This window comes from Cryomorphaceae bacterium 1068 (assembly GCA_027214385.1).
GTDB lineage: Bacteria > Bacteroidota > Bacteroidia > Flavobacteriales_D > Cryomorphaceae > JAKVAV01.
Genome location: JAPVXR010000004.1, coordinates 84,834 through 110,604, shown reverse-complemented (window position 1 = coordinate 110,604; position 25,771 = coordinate 84,834). Strand labels below are relative to the sequence as shown.

Here is a 25,771-nt window from a genome sequence, read left to right as displayed (position 1 = left end):
AATAAGACTCATCATGAATAAAAATACCAAACGGTTACTCTGGATTGCAGGAATTCTGATTCTTGCCCTAGTTGTTGTGGCTGTCGTTAAGAAGCGATCGCAAGGTGACGCTAAAGTGACCAGCGCCGTTTCGTCAGAAAGAACGATTGTAGAGACCGTAGTTGCCAACGGTAAGATTCAGCCCGAAACGGAGGTGATCATCTCTTCTGAAGTTTCCGGAAAGATCTTAGAGTTGCCCTTTAATGAAGGAGCCAAAGTACTGAAAGGTGAGCTTCTCGCTAAGATTAATCCCGATTTGGCGCAAGCCGCTTTGGACAGAGCCGAGGCTGCATATAACAATGCTTTGGCCAATAAAGCCAACGCAGCCGCGCGATTGGTTCAATCAAAGGCACAGTTGAGAAATTCTGAATTGTCGTTTCGACGAAGCGAAAAACTTTTCGAAGACGGGGCAATTAGCCAATCTGAATTTGACAATGCCCAAGCTACTTTCGAAACGGCTGAGGCCGAAGTGACCGCAGCTGAAGAAAGCGTAAAAGCGGCAAGATTTACTGTTCAATCCGCACAAGCTTCGGTGAAAGAAGCGGGAGATTCCTACTCTCGCACCACCATCGTGGCGCCAATGGACGGCACCATTTCTCGGCTAGAAGTCGAAGAGGGCGAACAAGTAGTAGGAGCCATGCAAATGACGGGTACGGAGATAATGCGCGTAGCCAATCTCGATGTCATGGAAGTATTGGTAGATGTAAACGAAAGCGATATTGTAAGAGTCGCGTTTAATGATACTGCCGCTGTGGAAGTAGATGCTTACATCAACCGAAAATTTAAAGGAATTGTTACCGAAATTGCCAACTCGGCCAAATCTTCAGGTATGACTGCCGATCAGGTCACAAACTTTGAAGTGAAGATTCGAATCTTGCAAGATTCTTACGCCGACTTAGTCGATCCTGAGCATCCTGAATTGTCTCCTTTCAGACCGGGAATGAATGCCACAGTCGATATCATCACTGCGCGGAAAGAGAATGTAGTAGTCGTTCCGATAGAAAGCGTAACGACCCGTACCGATACGGCTAAGGCCGAAAAAGTTTCGGCAGTTGACCGTTTGGTGGGGCAAAAAGCCGAAGATGATGGAGAGCCTTTTACTGTCGTATTTGTGCTTACCGATGAGGGTAGAGCTCAAATCCAAGTGGTGGAGACGGGCATCCAAGACGATAAGTACATTGAGATAACGAAGGGCATAGATTTGGACACGGAAGTGATCAGTGGACCTTACGATTTGGTTTCGCAAAAGCTAATGCCAGGCGATAAGGTCGAGGCAGTTTCCAAAGAAGATTTATACAGCAAGGACTAGGACTTTTGGCACGGATACTTTGTCTCGAAACTTCCACTAAGAATTGCTCCGTGGCATTGTGCGACGGAAAGGAGCTTATCGCGGTAAAAGAAGACGGATCAGATAAATATACCCATGCCGAGAAGCTTCACGTTTTTATAGAAACCGTGATGAGCCAAGGCGGAATTAAATTCTCTGACATTGATGCAGTAGCCGTAAGCGAAGGGCCGGGTTCATACACGGGGCTTCGCATCGGAGTTTCCTCAGCCAAGGGAATGGCCTACGCATTGGGTATTCCCCTCATTGCCGTAAACACCCTTCAAGCCATGGCAAACTCATTGCTTTCAGGAGACGAAAAGACCCTCCTCATACCCATGATCGATGCCAGAAGGATGGAAGTCTTTTGCGCGGGTTTTGACGGAAAAGGAAATGCCGTTTTTCTAACGCGCCCTGAGATTTTGGAAGCTGAATCTTTTCCCGAAGCCTCTGCTTTCGACAAGGTACTATACTTTGGCGATGGCGCCGAAAAGTGCATTGACGTACTAGAGCCAAAGGGCTTTGAATTTGTCCAAGGTGTTGAGGCTTCCGCCAAAGGAATGGTAAAGCTCGCAGCGCAAAAGTACCAATCTTCCGACTTTGTAGATACCGCTTACTTCGAGCCTTTTTACCTTAAGGATTTTGTGGCTGGTAAAAAGAAAAAGCCCGCCAACTGAGTCGACGGGCTTTCCTATTTCTATCGAAATGAACTTAGTTCATCTCCACTTTTTCCACTTCTGAATTCATTGGTGCTTTTGCCGCTTCCATTGCCGGCTTGGCCTTTGTTTTTACCAATGTCATTTCGTCAATCAGGTTGGTCGCACCGGCAAACTTGTCAACCATGAACAGGACATACCGAATATCAACCGAGATGGTTCGCTGAATGGACTTCTCAAAATTGATGTCGCCACTCATCGCCTCCCAGTTTCCGTCAAAGGCCAATCCTACCAGTTCTCCGTTTCCGTTGATCACAGGGCTACCTGAGTTACCACCGGTAATGTCGTTCGTGCTGATAAAGTTTACCACCAAGTCGCCGTTTTTATCGGCATACTGTCCGTAGTCTTTCGCTTTGTAAAGTTCGACCAGCTTTGCAGGAACTTGAAACTCGTCATCGTCGGGATCCATCTTTTCCATCACCCCTTCCAAGGTCGTAAAGTAGTTGTAGGTCACTCCGTCTTTGGGTTCATAGTCGGCAACGTTTCCAAAAGAAAGACGCATGGTAGAGTTGGCATCGGGATAGAATTCTTTGTCGGGATTCATTTCTCTCAGTCCCGCAATGAATAGTCTGTTTCCTTTTACCAGCATCTCATTGGCTTCGGCATTTTGTTCTGCTCTGCCTCGGTAAATAGCGAAGAGGTCTGCACTGATAGCCTTCATCGGATCTTTATCATAGGTCTTCTGAGATGGATCAGTTAAGAATTTCATCATGCGCTCCTTATCGGTGAAAATGCTTTTGGAATAAACCTTATCAGCGTACTTCATCCACTTGCCGTCCATTTTGCCATTCAAGTCTTTCATGTACTCAGGTTGCTGATCAGCCGGTACATTTTTAGAATACAACTCGTGAGTGACGGCAAAGAGCTTCTTATCCGTAGACATATTTGCCCCTTCGAAGAATTCTTCGGCGTAAGCCATAAGCCCCTTTTTCATTTCCTCTTTCTCTTCTCCTTCTTCCATTTGCAGGTATCCATCAATTTGACTACCCATTCGGTAAGCAAATAGATTGACATCTGCTCCGAGGAGCCCTCCTTCCAAAACGTAGGTACCACCGATCACGTTTTTGTCGGTCATGGCATAGGCTTTTTCGATCATGTCCAAGGCCATTCCGTACTTGGCTTTTCGAGCGGGGTCAGAATCTGCCCAGTTTTGAAAGTTTGCTTCCAATTCTTCTTTGGCTTCCTTCACGTTATTGGCTTTCAGTTGCTCTGTTTGTCCAATGAAGTACTTCCAATAGTTGGCGATTTGCGCGTATTTCGATGCGTACATCAATCTTACGGCATCATCTTGTTTCATGTCTTCGCGAAGTGCGGCGAGCTTTGCATCTCTGATTTCAACAATGGTTGGGTTTTTCAGATCCAGTGCTTGCTGTATACCGAATGAAGTCAGGTATCGATCCGTACTTCCCGGGTAACCGGCGGTCATCGTAAAGTCACCCTCTTCCAGACCGGCAATAGATACAGGTAGGAAATGCTTTGGCGAAAGGGGAATATTGTCTTGGCTATAATCAGCAGGCTTTCCGTCAGGGCCGCTGTAAACACGAAACATTGAAAAGTCTCCCGTTTGTCTCGGCCACATCCAATTATCTGTATCTCCTCCGTACTTACCCACGCTTGATGGTGGCGCTCCTACGAGGCGAACGTCAGTGAAAGTCTCGTACACAAAAAGGTAGAACTCATTGCCTGCGTAGAAACTGCTCACTCGAGCATTGTAATGCGAATCTTGGGTAGCTGCCGCTGCCAATTCCTTTCCTTTAGCAGAAATGATTTGATTGCGTTCATCTTCTGATTCTGCTCCCTCAACTGCGGCAAGCATTTCTTCCGTTACGTCTTCCATACGCACCAAGAAAGAAACATAAAGTCCTTCATTCGTGAGCTCTTCGGCGTATGATTTGGCCCAAAAACCATTGGTCAGGTAGTCAGCCTCTACCGTACTGTTTTCGCGAATAGCGTCGTACCCACAGTGGTGGTTGGTCAGCATCAAGCCATTCGGCGAGATGATTTCGCCCGTGCAAAAACCACCCATCGAAACGATGGCATCCTTTAGGCTGGACTTGTTGACACTGTAAATTTCTTCGGGGGTTAGTTGCAGCCCCATTTTCTGTAAATCTCTTTGGTTCAAACGCTCTATGAGCAGTGGCAACCACATGCCTTCATCTGCTCTTACAGATGTGATGGTGATAAGCGCGAGAAGCGCCGAAATGATGATGGATTTTCTCATGATTTTAAATCTGATTTAGTGCAAAAATAATACTTCATAACGGACCTATCTAAAGCTGTAGGTATAGCTCTGAATGCGAATGGCTTGCTTAACTTCGTCTCGGGTCAATTCTGCTTGGATCAACATGTCTTCACCGCGATAAACGTACTCTCGTCTTTCAACTTTTGTGCCGCCCCTGCGCAGTTCTTCTGCCAGTAAGTTGCCTACTTCGTCGTACTCGTAATGTCTCGAATATTCTTCATTCGGGCGTTTTACTTCTTTTATTGAGAGAAGGCCATGTTCGTCGTAACTGTAATTTTCTTCTTCACGGCGGCTGGTCATTACAAAATCCGAGACGAATTTTAAGTAGTAGCCGTCCCGGTCGTAATACCTGATTTCCTTCCGGTAAGGCCTTCCCGATGTATTGAATTGAGTACTCTGTAATTGGGTGTCGTATCTTTTATGTTGGATCGTTTCGGTTGAGATCTCCGTGATTTGATCTCCTTGTTTTTTCTTTCCCAGTCGGGAGTACTTTAAGGAATTGGGGCGATCCGTATTGTCATATGTGTAGCAATAACTAAAGAGGCCTGAAGCGTCATTCTTTACTTCACAACTCAGCCGGCCTTCTGAGTATTCGAATATCGTAAGGAGTGTATCTCTTGACTTGGTGATCTCCTGAATGGAAACGGTTCTTCCTTTTGAATTGAATTTGTACACGATCTTTCTCCCTGTTGGTTTTATCTTCTCCCCATCGGGTTTGAGCTCGTCGGTGATTACTATTTCGGTGATATTATTTGCAGCGATAAAGGTTGGATTGAACTTGCTTTCAGGCTCGAAGTTCTTTCCTTCGGGTAGAGAGATGAGTTGTCCGAAGCAATCGGAAAACGAAATAATAAGAAAGAATAGGAAGGCTGCCTTTCTCAATTTTTTTCGAAAATTTTCTTGATTTCTCCTTCGGCTTCTGCCAAAGAGTTCACAGGTCTTTTGCAGGCTCGATTTTGACAAAGATAAAACTGCAGATCGGTTGAATCCAGTCTGCCTTTGAGCAGTTCCAATTGGCTTTTTTCTTCGGCGGCAGCCTTTACCACCAGCGGGGCATATACTTTCAGCTTCCTGATTTCCGTGGTTGCCTTGTTTCCGGCAGCCACCAATTCCGGGGAGCCGATGCTCAGCCTCAGCCAGAGTTCTGCCCAATTGGAATATCCCGACCCGTATTCTTTCATCCCTTTTTCTACAGCATTAAGCAGTCTTTTGGCTACAGCCTCAAAATGTGGCAGGCGGAAGTAGGAGGAAAGCTTGATGAAGTTCACTGCCATGACCGAATTGGAAGACGGAATTACGTTATCATTGAGCTCCATTGGTCGAGAAACCAAATCGGTTTGGTGATGAGGTGTGAAGAAGAAAACGCCTGTCCTCTCGTCGTAAAAAAGGTCGAGGGTTTTGAACGAAAGTTCTTTAGCCCGCTCTAAATATGCTTCCGCAAAAGTAGCTTCGTAGAGAGAGAGATAGGCTTCAATTAAGAAAGCATAGTCTTCGAGGAATCCATTGATTTTCGCCTTTCCGTTTTTCCAAGTGTGCTTTAAGTCAAGCGTGGCTTGATCCACTAGCTCACTTTCTATAAAGCCTAATATGCTTTTGGCTTCAGCCAAATCGGATTCTTCTCCGGTGTGAATGTAGGAGTTGGCAAATCCCGTGATCAGCATCGCATTCCAGGAGCATAGGCTCTTATCATCTGTTCCCGGTCTCATGCGCTTGCTTCTTTCGGCGAGTAATTTTTCATTAATGGCGGCCAGTTCTGAAATGACTTCTTCCTCGGGAATGCCCATATTTTTTGAAAGGTCTGAAATCGTTCCTTTTCTAACGGGAATGATCATCCCTTCCCAAAGGGCATTCTGGTCCAAGTAGTAGTACTTGCCGAAATCGGGATATTTCTGTTCTAAAATGGGCTTGTCCCAAACGTAGAATTTCCCTTCTATGCCTTCGCTATCGGCATCGATAGCTGAGAAATAGCCGCCTTTTCCGTTTTGCATCTCACGGCGCAGCCAAGCCTTGATACCATTGACCGTGTAGAGATACTCCAAGTCGCCAAATGCTGCATATGCCTCGCTATAGAGTGTGAGCAGTTGTGCATTGTCGTAAAGCATTTTTTCAAAATGAGGCACCTTCCATTCCGAGTCGGTGGAGTAGCGGGTGAAGCCTCCGCCAATCTGATCGTAAATACCTCCACGACCCATCTCGTCAAGCGTGAGCTTTACATGTTCGAGAATTTCATCGTCTGCTTGTATGTAGCCGTATTTCAGCAGGAAAGAGTAATTCGAAGGGAGTGGAAATTTCGGTGCTTTATTCGGGCCGCCTCGCTCAGTGTCAAATCGGGTTTTCCAATTCTCAATCGTTTCGCTTAGCGCCGCGAGCGGCCAATCCGCATTAGGATCAGTTGGCGGCAGTATGCCCGAAACCTTCATACCTTGAGTGAGCTTTTCTCCGTATTCGTTTACCTTCTCGGGATTGTCATTCCACAGTGTGGCCAGCTGTTTGAGCACTTGTACCCATTGTTCCTTGGGAAAGTAGGTTCCACCGTAAACCGGTTTCCCCTCGGGATTGGTGAAACAGTTGAGCGGCCAGCCCCCTTGTCCCGTCATCATTTGAACGGCTTCCATGTAGATTTGGTCAATATCTGGACGTTCCTCTCTATCGACCTTTACGCAGACGAAATGCCTGTTCATAACTTCGGCCACCGCCTCATCTTCGAAGCTTTCATGCTCCATCACGTGGCACCAATGGCAACTCGAATAGCCAATAGAAACGAGTACAAGCTTGTTTTCCTCGGTTGCTTTTTGGCGCGCCTCCTCACCCCACGGCATCCAGTTTACCGGATTGTGGGCATGTTGAAGAAGGTAAAGACTGTCTTCTTCTGCCAGCGCATTGGTATGCTTTGGAGAACTCATATTTTAAAACTTGGCTTCGTGTGAATAATCGAAATCAAATTTTTGGCCAATTATAAATGAGCGGGCCTTCAGAGTGCCTTTGGCTTGCAGACTGACTCGTTTACTGACCGCCGCCCCCAGTATGATGGGAATAAGCTGGAGACTCCCACCTTCAAAGTCCGTTCTCACTTTTGCTTCAATCTCATCATTGAAGTTTGCAGGAATGACCATCTTGTTCTCCAACTCTGCCTTGCCTGCTTTCCTTCCATCCAAGAACAAATCAGCATCTGTAGATGTGATGTGAATCTTGTAATTGTTCGGATTGTTGATTTTCAATTTTGCAGTAAAACTGATACCATTCTTGTCCAGCTTTTGAATTTTAACTCCTGTAACGTCTTCTACATCTACATTTTCGTAGGTGCATGAAGTCAAAAGGAGAACAAGGGACAATAGCGGGAAAAGCGCTTTACTTCTTAGAAAGGTCTGCAAAGTTTTTGAAGAACAATGGAATCGTTTCAATGCCTTTGTAAAAATTGAAGAGGCCATAATTTTCGTTGGGGGAGTGAATTTTATTGGAATCCAATCCGAATCCCATTAGAATGGTTTTCAAACCGAGAATTCGTTCAAAGTAAGTTACGATTGGAATAGATCCACCGCCTCTCATTGGAATTGGCTTTTTACCAAATGCCTCTTCTACCGCCATCTCAGCTGCTTTGTAGGCTACAGAATCCGTTGGAGTTACGGCAGGCTCACCCCCGTGATGAGGTGTTACCTTCACTTTTACATAGTCAGGAGCAATGCTCTCAAAATGCTTCTGGAAAAGCTCGGTGATTTTATCAGACGATTGATTAGGAACCAATCGCATGGATATTTTGGCATGAGCCTTTGAAGGTAAAACCGTTTTTGCCCCTGGAGCTGTGTAGCCCCCCCAAATTCCGTTTACATCAAGTGTCGGTCTTATGCTGGTTCTCTCCAAGGTAGTGTAGCCTTCTTCACCCTTTACATCATTGATTTCCAAATCTGCCTTGTATTCTGCAAGATCAAAGGGAGCCAAGTTGAGCTTCTCTCTGTCGGCAGTGCTCAGATCTTCTACGTCGTCGTAGAATCCCGGGATGGTGATTCTTCCTTTTTCATCTTGAAGGGAAGCGATCATTGCTGCCAATGCATTTATGGGATTGGCCACTCCACCTCCATAAATGCCGGAGTGAAGGTCGCGGTTAGGACCCGTTACTTCAACTTCCACGTAGCTTAGTCCTCTTAAACCTACGGTGATGCTTGGAGCATCGTTTGAAATCATGGCCGTATCAGAAACCAATACTACATCAGCAGCAAGTTTCTCTTTATTGGCAATCATAAATGGCTCAAGGCTATCTGATCCTATTTCCTCTTCACCTTCGATCATGAACTTGACATTGCAGGGCAATGAATTGGTTTCCATCATGGATTCGAAAGCCTTGATGTGCATGTACATCTGGCCCTTATCGTCGGCCGCGCCGCGAGCGATTACCAAGCCATCTTTTATGACCGGCTCGAATGGAGGTGAATCCCAAAGCTCCAAAGGATCTGCAGGTTGCACGTCGTAATGGCCGTAAACCAATACGGTGGGTAGTGTAGGATCAATGATTTTTTCTCCATAAACAATGGGGTATCCACCCGTTTCGCAAACTTCAGTTTTGTCAGCACCCGCCGACTCTAGCTTTTCACGGATAAAATCTGCCGCTTTCAAAACATCACCTTTGTAGGAAGCGTCTGTGCTTACCGATGGTATTTTGAGTAGGTCTACCAGCTCATTGAGGAATTTATCTTTATTCGAATCGATGTAATTTTTTGTCTTTTCCATTAGGTGTATTGTCAGAGCCGCAAATATAAGAATTCGGGGCGGCTGCTCGATGAGATCATTAAGCGTTCAATTGATGAAATTTGTTTAGATTCGAATCGGGCAACTTTGCTAAGTATTTACCGTCAGGGTTATTAGATGTTTACAACCGATTCCATGGAAACTACTCGATCATCAATAAAGCCAATTGGCTTACTTTTCGCCTTTATACTCTCATTTGCCGTGTTACCTGCTGGTGCTCAGATAGAAATGGACAACACTATGACCGTTGAAGAACTGGTTCAAAACGTTCTTCTCGGAAATGGAGTATCAGTCACCAATATTACCTTCAATGGCCAGCCTGCTGATCAAATCAATGTTCAGGCAGCCCGGTTTTCGGGAAACAGCGCATTGGTTGAATTTCCTGAGGCATTGGTTCTTGCCACTACAAATGCCTCTAATTTAGTGACAGGTGATTTTACGGGTGACCCGATAGCAGTTGAATTAGAAAATGATCCAGACCTCGTCCAGATTTCGGGATTTAATATCAATGATGCCGCTGTTCTGGAGTTTGATTTCGTTCCAAATGGGGACTCGCTTGAGTTTCGATACGTTTTCGCTTCGACAGAATACCAGAGTTTTACATGCTCAAGTTTTAATGATGCCTTCGGTTTTTTCTTAAGTGGACCAGGCCTAAATGGGCCTTTCACTGATGATGCCATAAATATCGCCTTGATTCCTAACAGTGATATTCCTGTTGGGGTTAATACGGTAAATGGAGGTGTCCCTACAGGCGGAGGGCAAGCAGAAAACTGTGAAAGTTTGAACCCGAATTGGGTTGAAGACAGTCAGTATTTTGTAGAGAATTATGACATGATCCCCGACGATATTCAAATCAACGGGATGACCGTGACGCTAACGGCTTATGCAGAAGTTCAGTGTGGTGAAGAATACCACATTAAATTGGCTATTGGAGATGCATCAGATGGGGCCCTTGATTCAGGAGTCTTTCTAGAAGCAGGTTCATTTACTTCAAATAGTGCTGTAGACGTTAGTCTTGATATTCCAGTAGGTGTGAATGACTCCACTCTATACGAAGGGTGCGGTGAAGCTTACTTGCAGTTTATCCGACCTGTAGCAAGTTCGGGTATTCAAGAGGTTGCTTATTTGGAAATTTCGGGAACTGCAACTAACGGAGTGGACTTCTTACCTGAATTGCCTGATAGCATTGTATTTCCGCTTGGTGTCGACACTGTATTTATAACAATGAGCGCCCCATTTGATGGTTTGAGCGAAGGTGAAGAAACGGTAATAGTTACCATTACTAACGTGGCCTCTGAATGTTCAGGAGCGGTCCTCACTTCTAATTTCCAATTCTATATAAGAGAGCCCGATCCCATGGAAATATCGGGTTTCGATGGTGCTTTACAGGATTGCTCGGATGAGATAGAGCTATTCCCTACTGTTACAGGTGGTTATGGGGAGTATGGATACATATGGAGCAATGGAATGTCAGCCGATACAATTACTGTATCTCCTGGTTTTACCACTACTTATTTTCTTACGGTTACCGATACCTGCGGGGTAGATCCGCTTTCTACAGAGTTTAACGTGGATGTGCCGGTTTATCCACCCGTTTTTGTTGATTTGGGTGATGATGTCTTTATTGAAACATGTGATGTCGTTTTACCACTAACACCTGAAACGACATCAGGTGGTTTTGGCGCATACAATTACCAATGGTTTGTAGATGGGGAATTCGTTACTGACGCGAATCCGTTTAATTATCTGGTAGAAGCCACATCGACAGTCGCTGTGATCGCCAGTGATGTATGTGGTGATACAGATTCTGATACCATTTTTGTCGAGCTACCTCCTTCAGACGTCACTGCTTTTGTGCCGCAAGGATATGTAGCGGAGACTTGTTTGGAAGGATTCCTTCTCCCAGTTATTGCCGATGGTGGAATTGGTGGATTGAGGTTTACTTGGACTGTAGACGGTGATACTCTTGTTGATTCATCGCCACTCTCGTACTTTGACTATCACCCATCAATGGGTCAAACCGTGGCGGTTCACGCCGAGGATCAATGTCAGAATTTCGCGAAGGACACGACCATAGTCGAATTTGACTATCCCAAAGTGAGTTTTGAACTCAGTCCCGACACGTCGATCTGTCCTGAGACAGATGCGGTGCTTCGAGCAGTAGCTGTAGGAGGGTCAGGTAATTTTAAATACGTCTGGGAGGGTTATCCCGACTCAACGGGAATGAGTTTAACCGTGGAGCCTGATAGCGACCGAAATTATTTCATGAGCGTAAGCGACACTTGCGGTATGCGAGCAGATTCGATCATTTCAGTAGATATCCGAAACGTAAGAGCTGATTTTGACCACACGGAAATAGAGTACTACGGAATGCAGTTCGAAAATTACTCGATTGGTGAAGGGCTGACTTATCTCTGGGATTTTGGGGATGGAAACAGGAGTGATGAAATAGATCCACGTCATTTTTTCAGTGGACTGGATAGCTACACTGTGATTCTCACCGCTACGGATATCCAAGGGTGTCAGGATACGGCTTATCTAGTCACCGACCCTCCTACAGAAATCTTTATCCCTACCGCATTTTCTCCAAACGGAGACGGTATTAATGATTTATTTGGAGTTTATGGAGAGAATATCACTGAGTTTGATATGTGGATTTTTGACCGCTGGGGAGAAGAGGTTTTTTATAGCAATGACCCTGATGTTAAGTGGAATGGCTCCAATAGAAACGGAGAGTTCTATCCTGGTTCAACCACCTTTAATTACCTTATCGAATACAAAGGCGAGTCGGAAGACGACGCTACCAAAATAACAGGGCTTGTCCATTTAGTCCGATAAGTTTAGATTTACAGGCCTTAATTACTACTACATGAAATTCGCTAAGCATCTTATTATTTTTGTTTTTGCTATTCTGACAGGGTCAGTATCAGCTCAGGTTTCCGTTGATAATACTATTACAGTTGAGGATTTGGTTAACAACTTCCTCTTGGGAGAAGGTGTTCAGGCTACTAATATTACGTTTAATGGTGAGCCTGCCGATGAGGTAAATGTTCAAATAGGTTTGTTTGAAGGAACAAGTACCGTCATAGATTTCGATGAAGGGGTTGTAATGGTCTCAGGAAATGCGGTTGATCAGGTTACAGGTACATTTGCGGGTCCTGGCCCTACGAATCCAATAACCAATGACCCTGATCTAGTTGCAATATCGGGTCAAAATATAAACGATGCTGCAGTATTGGAGTTTGACTTCGTCGTAAGCTCAGATTCACTCAAGTTCAACTACGTATTTGCTTCGAACGAATATCCTGGTTATACCTGTACAAATTTCAATGATGCCTTCGGTTTCTTCTTGAGTGGGCCTGGAATATCAGGACCTTTTACGAGTGATGCGATTAACATTGCATTAATTCCTGATACGGATATTCCTGTAGCAATCAATACAGTGAACGGCGGAGCTGCAACAGGAGGAGGGGACCCTGCCACATGTGAGGCGGCAAACCCAAATTGGATTGAGGATAGTCAGTATTTTGTAGACAACGGAGGTCTTCCTACAGGTGATGTGCAATTTCCAGGTATGACAGTCACCCTTACTGCCGAAGCAGCCGTATTGTGTGGTGAAGAGTATCATATCAAATTGGCCATCGGTGATGCATTTGATGGAGCCTTGGATTCAGGAGTGTTTCTCGAGGCAGGATCTTTTCAGGCTTTTGGTCAGCTTGATCTCTCCTTTCAGCCCGAATTTCTGGATGGTGACGTAGTAGATCAAGAAGGGTTGGACTCAATTGCGGTAGCAGGGTGCTCAGGACCATTGGTTTCATTGACCCGACCGGAAGGTGCGACTATCGGTGACATCGAGTTTCAATATACCGGAACTGCAACAGAAGGTATCGACTTCATTGTAGATGGTGATCTTCCTGATAACTTCCCATCAGGTGTAGATAGTTTGGCATTTTACATTCAAACGATCAACCCAAATATCACGGACACCTTGTTCTTGGTGATAAATGCAATTTATGAAACCTGCGGAGGAATAGATACTGTAATGCTTTCAATACCTATTGCCCCACCGGTTCCTATTTTTTCAGAATTTGAGAATCCGAATATCTTTTGTCCTCAGGACTCTGTGCTTATCAGTGTAGAAGTAACAGGTGGTGTTGAGGATATACGGTATGACTGGATTGATCTAGCCGGTGATATTGATGGATCGTCTATATTGGTGCCTCTTCCTGCAGATGAAGAACAGTATGTAGTTGAGATTTCAGATAGGTGTCAGTTCTTATTTGTTTATGATACCATTACCGTCACGAATTCATTACAACCTCCTTTGGCCGGGGGAATATTGCCCTTTGTAGGGCCTACATGTCCTAATGAGCCGGTGGATCTTTCTGCTTCTGCATCGGATGGTAACCCTCCATACGTTTATCTCTGGACAGATGCTAATGGGAACAACTATCCTATTTTGCCAGAGATTGAGGTGGCAGACATCAATCAAATTGTCCAAGCATTTACACCCAATCTTGACGTATTTTTAACCTTGATCGATTCCTGTGGAGTACAAGTGAGAGATTCCATTGTGATCAATTACCCCACTTACGATTCGTTGGCAGTTTCTTTTGGGCCAATCATTGACAATTGTCCAATAGAACCCGTAGAACTCACTGCTGAGACAGTTGGAGGTGGTGATGACTTCACATATCAATGGGAGATTTCTGAAGGCGAATCCAGTTTCACCGATGGATTTGGTCCAAATACTCAGACCACCTTTATTACGGCAGGTTCAGGATTTAATACATTCACGCTGACGGTTCAGGATAGATGCCATAGATTGGGTTATAGCATGGTTTCCTCTGATGGAACAAATCTCGACTTGTCAATAGGAGAAGATACTGCTTCGGTGAGAGTGCCATTCATTAAACTTAACCCTTTGCCTAATATTATTACACCGAATGGTGATGGTCAAAATGAAGTATTTGTAGTGCCTGGTATTAATGCCTTTGAAAACGCAAGCGTATTGATCTACGACCGCTGGGGTAAGTTGATTTACGAAAACAGCAGCTACGATGCCGGTACGGGAGAAGCTACGGTTTCTCAAGGCTTTTCAGCGGACGGATTTTCTGATGGAACGTACTTCTACATTGTCAATATTGACGGCGGAGAGTGCACAACTCAAGGAAATCTGGAAGTAGTAGGTGGGAGCGAATAAAAAGTATTTAGTTAAGAGAGCGGCAGCGACACAGTGAATCGCGCCCCTTTTGAAGGGCTGTCACTGATACTGATCTTTCCCTGATGCAGCGATACCAACTCTTTAACGATAAATAAACCGAGACCCGTTCCTTTTTTGGAGCGGGTTTCTTCGTTTCCCATGCGGTAAAATTTATCAAAAACTTTCTTTCGCTCTTTCACCGGTATGCCAATGCCTCCATCATCTACTGACAGATATACTTGGTCGCCATCGTTTTTCAAAGAGACCCCAATACTTCGATTTTCTCCATATTTAAAAGCATTCTCAATGAGGTTGACTAGAATAGACTCGTAGGCATTTCCATCAATGTTAGTAGTTACACCCGTTTCAATATCACGATCTATCATTCCTGTTTTTCCCAATGCTATTTCTGTCTCTTGGCAGATTTGCTCAGTTTTTTCAGAGAGGTTGGTCGGGTTCAAGTACAAAGGGTGTTGATCACTTTCTATTCGTGTGGCCAACAAAACATTGTCAATTAAGCTATGAAGCCTTTCGGTATTTGCCAGCGCTGTTTTTTCCAGAGGCTCACGCTGTTCAGGTCTCAAATCCTTTCTTTTCTGTAAGGTTTGGATCCCTAATTTAATGGCGGCAAGAGGAGTTTTTAACTCATGAGTGATGGAGAGTAGAAAATTTCTTTGTTGCCTGACAAGATTTATTTCCTTTCTGATCGTCCGTTGCATGATGAATAATCCACCAAGTAAAAAGACAAGGAAAACTGCTCCCTCTCCTAGGACCATCCAAATTTTTAAGTTGACCGTTTCAGTACCTTCGGAAGCATAGTAAAGCTTGTTCAGATCAATAAGCAGATATGCCCACCAAGAAAACTGAACAAGAATATACAGCGTGAGAAGATAGAAAAGCAGGGATACCCTGCGGTCATTTGGCGTCTTTGCCATGAGTAGTGGTCTATAATGATACCATCTTTCTCAGATAGTATTTACGCTTGACTAGCTTTTTCTCGCTTTCATTTTCGACTGCGACTACTTCCCAACCCTCTTCAGCTAAATAGTTAAGGAGATCGATTTCTGCTTTGTCAGAAAACTTCCCTCTTGTTAACTTCTCTAATTCCGGAAAGCTCATGGTCGATGCTTTGGTTGGAAGTTCTTTGCTGCTTTCATCCAGCCTAATCTGCACAAAATTACTTCCTGTTTCTGATTCTGTTCTCAGAATGGCATATACGGCCATTTTATTTTCATCAGCACGCTCTTTTGCTATAACTTCTTGACTCACATATTTTTCTTTGGCATCCTTAGACATTTTCACTTTTTGAGAAAAGGCAAAAACCGTCGTAGCCATAAATAGTGTGAGTAGAATAGATCGCTTCATCTTTTACTTTTTTTCAAATATACGAATACAGTACACCGTCAGTCCAGTCCTATTTCATTTTTAAATACATTTGGCATTCGTCTGAAAAAAAAATGTTTCGATTTCTACTCAATACTCTTCCGCGGCCCTTGCTGATCAGGCTCAGTTACGTTTTTCGGTTGATTGCTCCTCTTCTGTATCGCGGTAATGCCGTGGAATGCCCTGTTTGCAAACACTCCTTCAGTAAGTTTTTATCTTATGGATCAAAGACTGCTCTGCGTCAAAATGTACTCTGTCCGCATTGCCTTTCACTTGAGCGACATCGATTGCTCTGGCTTTATCTTAATCAGAAAACCAATTTTTTCAGAGACAACTTGGATGTCTTACACATTGCACCTGAACAGTGTTTTTACGGGCGGTTCAAAAAACTTAAAAACATCAACTACTTCACAGGAGATTTAGAATCACCTTTAGCTGAGTATCATTTTGATCTTCATGATATTCCATTTGAGGACAACAAGTTTGATGTAATCATTTGTAATCATGTAATGGAACACGTTGAGGATGATCTGCAATGCATGCGTGAGTTGAATCGAGTCTTGAAACCGGGAGGATGGGCGATTATGCAAGTTCCTATTGATTACTCTCGAACAGAGACTTATCAAGATGCCTCAATAGTGACACCTGAAGATCGCGAGAAGCACTATTGGCAGAAAGATCACGTGCGACTATATGGGACGGATTATCCAGAGAGGCTTGAAAAGGCTGACTTTAGCGTAAAGCGTGACCACTATGTACAGGAGATTAATGAAGAACTTCGCGAGAAGTTCAGGCTGCAAAAAGAAGAGGTGATATACTATTTGGGCAAAGAAAAAGGGACTCAATAATTGAGTCCCTTTGTTGCTGTGGTGATGGACGGAATCGAACCGCCGACACAAGGATTTTCAGTCCTTTGCTCTACCGACTGAGCTACATCACCCTTTAAGCAGGGCGCAAATATAAAGGATATTTTGAAAAAGTGAACAAAGAGTCAAATAAACAAAAATCAGATGTTGTAATTGATGTCGGCAACACGCGGATGAAGGTGGCGCTTTTCACTGATTCAAAGCTAGATGGAGTACTCAGTATCTCCAATAAATCAAAGAAAAAGGTGCTCGATGTAATTGATGAGTCCTCAGCAAGCAGGGCCATTATGAGCAATGTCAGTAAGCTTCGAGAAGGACTTTTGAATGGCTTGGATCAAAGACTCGAGTTTATTTTAATGACGCCAAACATTAATGTTCCTTTAATTGTAGACTACAAATCTATTAGTACTCTGGGTACTGATCGATTAGCGAATGCGGTATTTGCATCTAAATTTCATCACCAAAGAAATGTGTTGGTCATCGATTTCGGTACTTGCATAAAGTATGATTTGGTTCGCGAAGACGGGACATATCTCGGAGGAGCCATAGCTCCTGGCCTACAAATGCGTTTTAAGAGCATGAGTAAAATGACCAAAAGGCTTCCTCTTATTGAAAGCTGGCGAAATACGGAGAAGGTATGGCCGGGGAACACAACCAGAGGAAGTATGGTGGCAGGTGTTTTGCAAGGAGTTGAAGCTGAAATTCTCCATTATATTGAAGAAGGAAATAATAGATATGATAACCTCGTTGTAGTGGCTACCGGAGGAGATTTCACATACTTTGAGAAAGCATTTAAAAATATCATCTTTGCAGACCCTTATTTAACCCTACGGGGATTACATGAAATTCTTATCTATAACATGGGCTAAAAAGTGTATTCCGTTAATCGGAATGATCCTTTTAATTAATGTAGCCTTTTCCCAATCCGATCTAGTATCACCATACTCCATTTTTGGACCTGGCTTGGTGAATCCAAGACAATCAGTATCACAATTTGGTATGGGGGGAAGTGGTGTTGCCTTAATTGATCCTTACAAGATGAATTTGATTAACCCCGCAGCATCGGCTTATTACATGGAGCCGATTTTTGAGACTGCTGGTAAGGGTAATATCTCGACCTTCGAAACAAATGTAGATCAGTTTGATAATCGAAATTTTGAGATAAATAACCTCAGTTTGAGCTTTCCTATTAAAAGAGGAAAGTGGGCACTTAATATCGGTTTGGTTCCATTAACCAGTGTTGGTTATGATGTTTTTGTCTTCGAAGAGTCAGAAGAGGTAGGACTGTATTTGGCTAATTATTTTGGCGATGGAGGTATCAGTCAAGGATACTTTGGAACTGGAGTCAGTGTTTACCACAAAGTGGACACTGCCAATAACGTTACGGCACTCGCTCTTGGAGGTCAGTTGAATTATAATTTCGGTACCATCACAAACAGCCGAAGACTGAGTTATCTAGAGGATTTAGATGCGCTCGGTTTCGAGGATTCTGAGAGTATTTTGATTCGAGATGTAACCTTTGAAATAGGAGTTCATGGGCAGACCAACATAAAAAAGAAAACAATTAGCAATCCGTCTTACATCAAATTTCTATTTGGGGCTGTCTATACCTTTGGAAATGACGTTAACGCTGAGCAAAACCGATATGCGAATAACTTCAGGCTTTTTTCAAATGGAGCTACTGTATCGCAGGATACCATTGTTTCAGCAGTGAGACAAAAAGGTACAATTCGCTTGCCCTCATCCTTCACGGTAGGAGGTGTATTGGATTTCGTCAATAGAAAGAGAATGAGATTTCGGTGGGCGACTGACTATTCTTTAACGAATTGGGAGGAATATGATGTGGACTTTGAAGGAAACAATCTTCAAGCAGACTTCAATAATAGTCAGCAAGTAAGTACTGGTATAGAATGGACGCCAAAATTGGCGAGTAGTAACTATATGGAAACAATTGAATACCGACTCGGTTTCAAATACGCCCAAACCAATCTAACCCTTAGAGATACGGAAATAGAAGATATTGGCATGAGTTTTGGGATGACATTGCCGTTGCATTTTCGTCGAGGCTTAACTAAGTCTTCATTCCATGTGGGAGCTGAGTACGGAGAGTACGGAACGACGCAAGATGGATTAATACAAGAAACCTACATTAGGATTATGGGCGGTTTTTCATTTACACCGCACTTCCGAAACCGATGGTTTGTTCAACCTAAGTATGATTAACAATTAAAATATGAAAGCGAAATTATTTAGTCTCTTATTCTCAGGGTTCCTCGTAATAGGTGGATGGGCACAAGACGATAGTAAATATGGTTCTACGCCCGAAGAAGTTGAAGAATGTAAAAAGAACTTGTCTTTGTACCGAGAGTACCGAGATCAAAATCTGCCTGATCAAGCAATGCCTTTTTGGAGAGCAGCTTTCGAGATTTGCCCTCAAAGTGCCAAGACCCTTTACATCGATGGAGCAAAATTCTATGGAGATATATTGGATGAAATTTATGAGGATTCTTCGAAATTAGATATACGAAATGCATACATCGACACGCTGATGCTGGTATATGATAAGCGTATCGAGAATTTTAACGAAGAGGGAAAAGTTCTTACATACAAAGCGAACGACCTTTACAAATACGACGAGTCACGAGCTGAGGAGGCCAACGCTATGTTTAAGAAGTCAATGGAGTTGATGGGGATGAATACAGATGCCATTGCTGCCTCTAAATATTACCAGACTTTATATGGGTTGTATAGAGAAGGAAAGGTAGAGAAATCTGACCTTCTTGTTGAGTACATGCCTGTGCTTGATATCTTGGAATACAACATTGCTAAACTCGATGATGAAAAGAAGCGAGGGCGTTATGAAAAAGCGAAAGGAAACTTGGACGCCTTCTTCATTAAGATCGCTGAGTGTGAAGATATCATTAGAATACTTGGTGAGCGAATAGCTCAATCTCCAAATGACATCGAGTTGAATAAAAAGGCTTTGGCCGTAATGAATAAGAGGGACTGCACGGATGACCCGCTCTACCTTGAAATAGCGGAAAGAGTTTATGCAGATAAGCCAACAGCTTCAGCTGCTTACTCAATAGGTATTCAAAAGTTGAAGGCTAAAGAATACAGCGACGCTCTAAACTATTTCGAAGAGGCCGCTGACCTTTGCGGAGATTGTATTGACTTAAATCAATACTACCTGAGAGCAGGTCAATCAGCTGTGATTATTGGCAATACTTCGAAAGCCAGATCTTTTGCCAATAAAATCCTCGCTAATCAACCACGAAACGGAGATGCTTTGATGTTGATAGGTGACGCCGTTGCAGCTTCGGCCAAATCTTGCGACGATGGAAAATTGGGAAAAGCAGGCGCCTATTGGTTAGCTGTAGATTATTACCAGAAAGCCAGAAATGCTGACAGCAGCATCGCCGATAAAGCAAATCAGAAAATTGCGGGGTACAAAAAGTACTTCCCTCTGAAAACGGACCTTTTCTTTCACGGTTTGGAAGAGGGCGCCTCATATACGGTGGAGTGTTTCGGAGAAAAGACTACCGCTAGATCGAGCGATTGATCAGGTGAATTTTAAAAGAGTCATATTTATTTTGGGACCGGTCATTCTCTTGGCCGGTCTCTTTGTTTCTTGTACTCGGAACGAAATTGATGAAGTCCTCAGTTTTTCCGATTTGGAAAACCCTCCTGTAAGAACAACTTCAATCGTTACTTATACTTACACAGACTCCGGAAAAGTTTCCAATGTTTTGAATGCAGGCAAGGTACTCCGATTTGAAACCAGCGATTCAACTTATAGCCTGATTGAGGATGGTTTTGAGTTGATTTTCTATGATGATAAAGGAGAGTTTGATGGCAGACTCACAGCTATGAATGGGTATATAAGAGGTGACAATGCGCTCATGATAGCCAGAGATAGTGTGGTATTTGTCAACCGACTGGACGAAGAACTGCTGACTGAAGAACTAATTTGGCAACAAGACAGTGGTAAAGTATATACCAATAAATTAGTAACCATATACCGAGACGGCATGGTGTTACTGGGAAAAGGCTTGGAATCCGATGAAAACTTTACTAACTATGAAATACTTGAACCATCAGGTAATTTTTTTTTAGAAGATGAATAACAAACCAAAAGATCAATCAAAATTTTCCAAAGTCAGCTTGGTGATGGAAAAATTTTGGCTGGTAATCGCAATTGCTTCACTACTTGGAGTATTCTACTTTTTTATAGTCGATGGTGTTAATCGGCAAACATTGGCCTACCTGATCTTCCCTGCGCTTGCCGGAGCGATGTATGCTTTTCGCGTTACCTTTCGCAAAAGATTTGAAAGGAACAATGACTAAACTCAACTTCCAATCCTTTTTTACTAATTTCCACTCTTAAGATGGAGATTTCCGACGCAATAATAATTCTGGTTTCTGTTGTTTTTTCTGCCTTCTTTTCGGGGATGGAGATTGCCTTTATTACTGCTAATAAGCTCAAAATCGAGCTAGACAACAAGCAAGGACATTTTTCAGCAAAGCTGCTGTCAGGATTTCTGCAGAAACCATCAAAGTTTATCGGCACCATGCTGGTTGGAAACAACATTGCGCTGGTTCTCTTCGGTATTTTCATGGCCAATTGGCTAGAGCCCGTCTTCCGGGGGTGGGAGATGAGTGAAGTTGGTGTCTTGCTACTTCAAACCATCGTTTCCACTCTGATCATTCTTTTTGCGGGAGAGTTTATTCCAAAAACTTTGTTTCGCATTAACTCCAACTTCTTGCTCAACCTATTGGCTTTCCCTTTAGCCGTGCTCTACTTTTTACTTTGGATACCAATGATGATCACCGTTGGTCTGGCAGAGCTGGTGCTCAAATACATTTTTCGGGTAGACATTACCTCTCAGGAAGTTGCTTTTGGAAGAATTGATTTGGACAATTACGTGAAAGAGATCACCGATGCGGCCGATAAAACTGACGAGGAAATTGATCATGAGATTCAAATCTTTCAAAATGCCCTTGATTTTTCCAAGATTAAGGCAAGGGATTGTATGGTTCCCCGAACCGAAATCAGCGCTGTTGATGTGGAGGATGATCTAGATAAATTAAAGGAGATGTTCATCGAACTGGGTTATTCAAAAGTACCCGTTTACCGAGATAGCATTGATAATATTATTGGTTATGTAAATGCGGTTGAATTATTTAATAAACCGGAAAACATAAAGAGTCTAATCGTTCCGGTTATCATTATCCCTGAAACAATTTCTGCTAAGGAGGTGCTTGAATTATTCATTTCTCAGAATAAGAATATCGCTGTAGTTGTAGATGAATTCGGTGGTACCAGCGGTATGTTGACCATCGAGGATGTGATAGAAGAAATATTCGGAGATATTGAGGACGAACACGACCGTGATCAATTTATCGAAGAGAAAATAGATGAAAACACCTATCTTTTTTCAGCTCGACTTGAAATAGATTATTTGAACGACACCTATAAGTTTAATTTGCCTGAGAATGAAGAGTACGAGACTCTTGCGGGTTTGATCATTCACAGTCAAGAAGAAATTCCCAAAGTAAATAGCTTAACAGAGATAGAAGGTTTTCGATTTAGAGTAACTGCTGTGTCAAACGTCCGTATTGAGACTGTTAAGTTGCAAGTGTTGAGTCAGGAATAAGTTTATTCCCCTCGATCTCAGTTTAATTATTCTCTTTAGCCTAGCTCATTTGTTAACAGTAAACTAAATGGAGAAGGCTATAGGAAATTCGATCTTAGAATTTGTATATTCGCACCCTTCAAAAATGCAGTTAAATGGCAGCAATTGGTAAAATCAGAGAACAATCTACGCTCTTATTGATCGTAATAGGCGGAGCTATGGTAGCCTTCGTTCTCGGTGATTTATTTTCAAACCGTGGCTTTTCTCCCGCTGAACAGTACGTTGGCGAGGTGTTCGGAGAAGAGATCGACATGTTGGAATATGAGCAAAGAGTTGAAGCTCAGGAGCAAAGTATGGCCAGTGTTGGTCAGCCTGTTTCGACAGCTCAGAGACAACAAATCAGAAATCAGGTTTGGAACGACATGATTCAAGAGAAGGTCATGTACCGCGAGCTCAATAAATTGGGCATGCGAATAGGACAGGACGAATACAATGATATCCGTTTTGGTGAAAACGTAAGCGATGAATTTGCCAACGGTGAAAACTTCAAAGATCCTGAGACGGGGCAATTCGATCCTCAGTTGGTTCAGAACTACTTTGCATTCTTGCAACAGCAGTACCCTATTTTCTACGAAAACCAGACAAATCGTATCGTTAACGAAAGATTGTACGAGAAGTACAACAACCTCGTGAAGGGCGGTATTTACGTGAATACCCTTGATGCCAAAGACGAGTATTACCGTCAGAAGCAGAATGTTCGTTTCAACTACGTAGTGAAGGAATATGCTTCAGTTGCAGATAGTTTGGTTGATGTTTCTGACGCAGATCTACAAGCTTATTACAACGAGCACAAAGATGAAGAGACTTTCAAACGGGATGCAGCAGTTGATTTAAAGTATGTAGTTTTTGACGTTGCACCTACAGCAGGAGACGAGGAGAATATAAAGACCGACTTGGCCTCACTCATGAATGAATTTGAAAATACGGACAAAGACTCTTTATTCGTATTGAAATATTCCGATTCACGTCAGGCGATGGAGCAAGATATTGATGCAACTGGAAATGAAGAGCTAGCAGCGATGATTGAAAGCGCTGAAGAGGGCAAAGTGATTGGTCCTTACAAAATGGGAAATCGCTATGCTATTGCTAAGATCACCAAAATTGGAACGGAGGACAGAGCTACCGCCAGACACATTCTTTTGTCTAATCAAGGTGGGAAGTCTATGGACGAGTTGAATGAGAGAGCTGATAGTCTTAAACGCGTTATTCGAAGTCAGAACAATTTCGAAGAGATGGTGACGGAATTCAGCGAAGATCCCGGTTCTATTCCAAATGGTGGAAAGTATGAGGACTTCAACCGTGAGCGTATGGTTCCTGAGTTTACTGAAGCTTCTTTTGACAAACCTATAGGCTCTTTGAATATTGTAGAAACGACTTATGGTGTGCATATCGTAGAGCCTTTGGAGCATTCAGAAGCTAAGGTGGTGAAAGGAATGGTTGTGGATGCGAATATTGAGCCTTCTAATGACACGTTCAATCAGGTTTATGACGAAGCCAACGAATTTTCAATCTCTGCAAAAGACATTTCTTCTTTGGACGAATTGGCAAATGAGAGAGGTTACGAAGTGAAGGAAGCCAATGAAGTTGGAGCTCTTTCGAGAAATATTCCCGGAGTGGCAGGATCTGAAGATGCTGTAAGATGGGCACACAATCAAGAAGGAACCAAAGTGGGAATGCTGAGTGAGCCTTTCGAATTCAATCGTAAGATTGTTGTGGTAGGTTTGGCTGATCGAAGAGAAGCAGGAATAGCGTCTTTTGAGGATGTAAAAGAAGAAATCAAGCCAGACGTTATTCGCGAGAAGAAGGTTGAGATGTTTAAGACAGAAATGAAAGACAAGACTCTCGAGGAGTTGGCTTCTGGTGATGAAATGACAATTAAGACTGCGGCCAATGTAACCGAGAAACGACCTTCTATCCCAGGTGGAGCGAATGAGCCTTATGTTGTGGGATACGCAATCAGTATGTCCAATGAAGGTGATGTAAGCGAGCCTATTGAGGGAAATAAAGGAGTTTATGTAATCCAATTGGAAGGAAAGGACTCAGTAGAGCCTAGAGAAGAATACCTTACTTATCAGGACGAGCTTCAAGAAAATCGGGCTACTCAGATGAAGACATATACGACAGGAGTTTACAGAGCCTTGAAGGATATGGCTGACGTGAAGGATGACCGAGCGAAGTCTATTAGATAAGGTTTAAGAATATTAGAATTGAGCCCGAAGCGTTTTGTTTCGGGCTTTTTTTATCTCAATACTACCAACCTCTCCGTATCTAACTTGAGGAGAATAAATAGGAGCAGGGTGAATCCCCACAATGACGACCCTCCGTAGCTAAAGAAAGGCAACGGAATACCGATTACAGGTGCAAGCCCTATTGTCATACCTACATTAATGAGTACGTGCAGAAACAGAATACAGGCTACCGAATAGCCATATATTCTAGTGAAGGTTGATCGCTGTCTTTCGGCAATGAACACAATGCGTAGCATCAAAGCCAGAAAGACTAAGATGACTGTGGAGGTGCCAACAAATCCCCATTCTTCGCCGATGGTACAGAAGATGAAGTCTGTACTTTGCATCGGAACGTATTTGTACTTCGTCAAAGTTCCGTCGAGGTAACCTTTACCCGAAAACCCTCCTGAACCGATCGCCGTTTTTGACTGCTTTACGTTGTATCCTGCACCTTGAGGATCTTCCGCCAAGCCCAGGAGAATATTGATTCTGATCTTCTGATGTGGTTCCAGTACATTCTCAAATACCTGATCAAGTGTCCCGATAAAGAGAAGACTTCCCACTGCCGTGCCGACCAAAAGCATGTAATTCCTTTTTCGGTATCGTGGAAGTATGAACCTTTGTATAAAAAAGAAGGCCAAAACGGAGAGGATCACAATGAAAATCATCAGGATATATTGACCTCCGACTGGGGTACCAAAGAAATCAACGGTTGTTGCCTTCAGCAAAAGCGAAAAAACCGCTAAAATCATTGCTAAAAGGCCGAGAAGCAGAATGTTTCCAGAAAGGCCCTCACGGTATAGAACTAGGATGAATGCGGAGAAAACCAGGACAGTTCCCGTATCAGGCTGCAAGAGTATGAGCAAAGCGGGAACGGCAATAATAGCTGATGCCTTTACCTTAGTGCTTGTTTGCTCAATTTTTATGTTTATCTGGCTTAGATAGTAAGCCAGCATCATCGCTGTTCCTAGCTTGGCGAATTCACTGGGCTGGATTCCGAAGCTACCGAATCCGAACCAGGCTTTGGCTCCATTTACCTCCTTCCCGAAGATTAAGACCAACACCAGTAAGAGCGTTGTCACACCAAAAACGATGGGTGCGGATCGCTTAATAAAGTCGCCATCAAAAAGTAAAATCACCAGAGCCAAAACCCCCGATGTGCAGATCCAGATAAACTGTTTACCGTATTCTTGAGTCGAGTCAAACATGGATGGATGGTCCAAGTTGTAACTGGCAGAGTAAATATTGAACCACCCCATTATAGCCAACACGAGGAATATGCCAACGCTTATCCAGTCCAGATTTTTAACGATATGTTGACCTCTAGCCATTCT

The 25,771-nt window shown here is 43.3% G+C and carries 20 protein-coding genes and 1 tRNA gene; 12 read left to right on the top strand and 9 right to left on the bottom strand.

What is annotated here, in order from left to right:
- Positions 1–13 precede the first annotated feature (13 nt).
- Both O3Q51_07440 and tsaB read left to right on the top strand, forming a co-directional pair.
- Complete coding sequence (locus O3Q51_07440) at positions 14–1,348, top strand: efflux RND transporter periplasmic adaptor subunit (protein ID MCZ4408635.1); 1,335 nt, start codon at positions 14–16, stop codon at positions 1,346–1,348.
- A gap of 5 nt (positions 1,349–1,353) precedes the next feature.
- The gene (gene tsaB / locus O3Q51_07435) at positions 1,354–2,040 is read left to right on the top strand and encodes a tRNA (adenosine(37)-N6)-threonylcarbamoyltransferase complex dimerization subunit type 1 TsaB (protein MCZ4408634.1); all 687 of its coding nucleotides are present in this window, start codon (positions 1,354–1,356) and stop codon (positions 2,038–2,040) included.
- Between the two features lie 34 nt (positions 2,041–2,074).
- Here the strand turns inward: tsaB and O3Q51_07430 are convergent, their stop codons facing one another.
- The 5 genes from O3Q51_07430 to O3Q51_07410 are packed head-to-tail and all read right to left on the bottom strand — an operon-like array spanning position 2,075 to position 9,043.
- A complete protein-coding gene (locus O3Q51_07430; GenBank protein MCZ4408633.1) occupies positions 2,075–4,300 on the bottom strand; it encodes a S46 family peptidase in 2,226 nt (741 codons plus the stop codon).
- Positions 4,301–4,345: 45 nt separating this feature from the next.
- Complete coding sequence (locus O3Q51_07425; protein ID MCZ4408632.1) at positions 4,346–5,203, bottom strand: hypothetical protein; 858 nt, start codon at positions 5,201–5,203, stop codon at positions 4,346–4,348.
- The gene (locus tag O3Q51_07420) at positions 5,200–7,224 is read right to left on the bottom strand and encodes a thioredoxin domain-containing protein (GenBank protein MCZ4408631.1); all 2,025 of its coding nucleotides are present in this window, start codon (positions 7,222–7,224) and stop codon (positions 5,200–5,202) included. Before O3Q51_07420 ends, O3Q51_07425 begins: the two co-directional genes overlap by 4 nt.
- 3 nt (positions 7,225–7,227) lie before the next feature.
- On the bottom strand, positions 7,228–7,692 hold the full coding sequence (locus tag O3Q51_07415; protein ID MCZ4408630.1) for an LEA type 2 family protein: 465 nt from the start codon (positions 7,690–7,692) through the stop codon (positions 7,228–7,230).
- Positions 7,670–9,043 carry a dipeptidase gene (locus O3Q51_07410; protein MCZ4408629.1) on the bottom strand — a complete coding sequence of 458 codons (1,374 nt, stop codon included), beginning with the start codon at positions 9,041–9,043 and terminating at the stop codon, positions 7,670–7,672. The genes O3Q51_07415 and O3Q51_07410 overlap by 23 nt, the downstream gene beginning before the upstream one ends.
- Before the next feature lie 153 nt (positions 9,044–9,196).
- Between O3Q51_07410 and O3Q51_07405 the strand changes: the two genes are divergently transcribed.
- Positions 9,197–11,899 (top strand): choice-of-anchor L domain-containing protein, encoded by a 2,703-nt coding sequence (locus O3Q51_07405; GenBank protein ID MCZ4408628.1) that lies wholly within the window; start codon positions 9,197–9,199, stop codon positions 11,897–11,899.
- 31 nt (positions 11,900–11,930) lie between these two features.
- Positions 11,931–14,264, top strand: a complete 2,334-nt coding sequence (locus tag O3Q51_07400; protein ID MCZ4408627.1) for a choice-of-anchor L domain-containing protein — start codon at positions 11,931–11,933, stop codon at positions 14,262–14,264.
- Positions 14,265–14,275: 11 nt separating this feature from the next.
- On the opposite strand, the gene O3Q51_07395 is transcribed toward O3Q51_07400, so the two are convergent.
- A complete protein-coding gene (locus O3Q51_07395; GenBank protein MCZ4408626.1) occupies positions 14,276–15,199 on the bottom strand; it encodes a HAMP domain-containing sensor histidine kinase in 924 nt (307 codons plus the stop codon).
- A gap of 10 nt (positions 15,200–15,209) precedes the next feature.
- Positions 15,210–15,629: a hypothetical protein gene (locus O3Q51_07390; protein MCZ4408625.1), complete on the bottom strand. Its 420-nt coding sequence runs from the start codon at positions 15,627–15,629 to the stop codon at positions 15,210–15,212.
- Between the two features lie 92 nt (positions 15,630–15,721).
- On the opposite strand from O3Q51_07390, the gene O3Q51_07385 reads away from it, so the two are divergent.
- Entirely contained in the window at positions 15,722–16,495 is a 774-nt protein-coding gene (locus tag O3Q51_07385) for a class I SAM-dependent methyltransferase (GenBank protein ID MCZ4408624.1), read from the top strand.
- Between the two features lie 19 nt (positions 16,496–16,514).
- On the opposite strand, the gene O3Q51_07380 is transcribed toward O3Q51_07385, so the two are convergent.
- Positions 16,515–16,587 (bottom strand) — tRNA-Phe (locus O3Q51_07380).
- A gap of 39 nt (positions 16,588–16,626) precedes the next feature.
- On the opposite strand from O3Q51_07380, the gene O3Q51_07375 reads away from it, so the two are divergent.
- The 7 genes from O3Q51_07375 (at position 16,627) to O3Q51_07345 (ending at position 24,398) form a co-directional block, all read left to right on the top strand.
- Positions 16,627–17,382 (top strand): type III pantothenate kinase, encoded by a 756-nt coding sequence (locus O3Q51_07375; GenBank protein MCZ4408623.1) that lies wholly within the window; start codon positions 16,627–16,629, stop codon positions 17,380–17,382.
- Positions 17,354–18,736: a hypothetical protein gene (locus O3Q51_07370; protein MCZ4408622.1), complete on the top strand. Its 1,383-nt coding sequence runs from the start codon at positions 17,354–17,356 to the stop codon at positions 18,734–18,736. Before O3Q51_07375 ends, O3Q51_07370 begins: the two co-directional genes overlap by 29 nt.
- 10 nt (positions 18,737–18,746) lie before the next feature.
- On the top strand, positions 18,747–20,075 hold the full coding sequence (locus O3Q51_07365) for a hypothetical protein (protein MCZ4408621.1): 1,329 nt from the start codon (positions 18,747–18,749) through the stop codon (positions 20,073–20,075).
- Between the two features lie 31 nt (positions 20,076–20,106).
- Positions 20,107–20,640: an LPS export ABC transporter periplasmic protein LptC gene (gene lptC / locus O3Q51_07360; protein MCZ4408620.1), complete on the top strand. Its 534-nt coding sequence runs from the start codon at positions 20,107–20,109 to the stop codon at positions 20,638–20,640.
- 43 nt (positions 20,641–20,683) lie between these two features.
- Positions 20,684–20,860 (top strand): hypothetical protein, encoded by a 177-nt coding sequence (locus O3Q51_07355; protein MCZ4408619.1) that lies wholly within the window; start codon positions 20,684–20,686, stop codon positions 20,858–20,860.
- Between the two features lie 41 nt (positions 20,861–20,901).
- Positions 20,902–22,170, top strand: a complete 1,269-nt coding sequence (locus O3Q51_07350; protein MCZ4408618.1) for a hemolysin family protein — start codon at positions 20,902–20,904, stop codon at positions 22,168–22,170.
- A 134-nt stretch (positions 22,171–22,304) separates the two neighbouring features.
- Positions 22,305–24,398: a SurA N-terminal domain-containing protein gene (locus O3Q51_07345; GenBank protein MCZ4408617.1), complete on the top strand. Its 2,094-nt coding sequence runs from the start codon at positions 22,305–22,307 to the stop codon at positions 24,396–24,398.
- A gap of 50 nt (positions 24,399–24,448) precedes the next feature.
- Here O3Q51_07345 and rodA read toward each other — a convergent pair whose 3' ends face one another.
- The gene (gene rodA, locus O3Q51_07340) at positions 24,449–25,768 is read right to left on the bottom strand and encodes a rod shape-determining protein RodA (protein ID MCZ4408616.1); all 1,320 of its coding nucleotides are present in this window, start codon (positions 25,766–25,768) and stop codon (positions 24,449–24,451) included.
- Positions 25,769–25,771 lie beyond the last annotated feature (3 nt).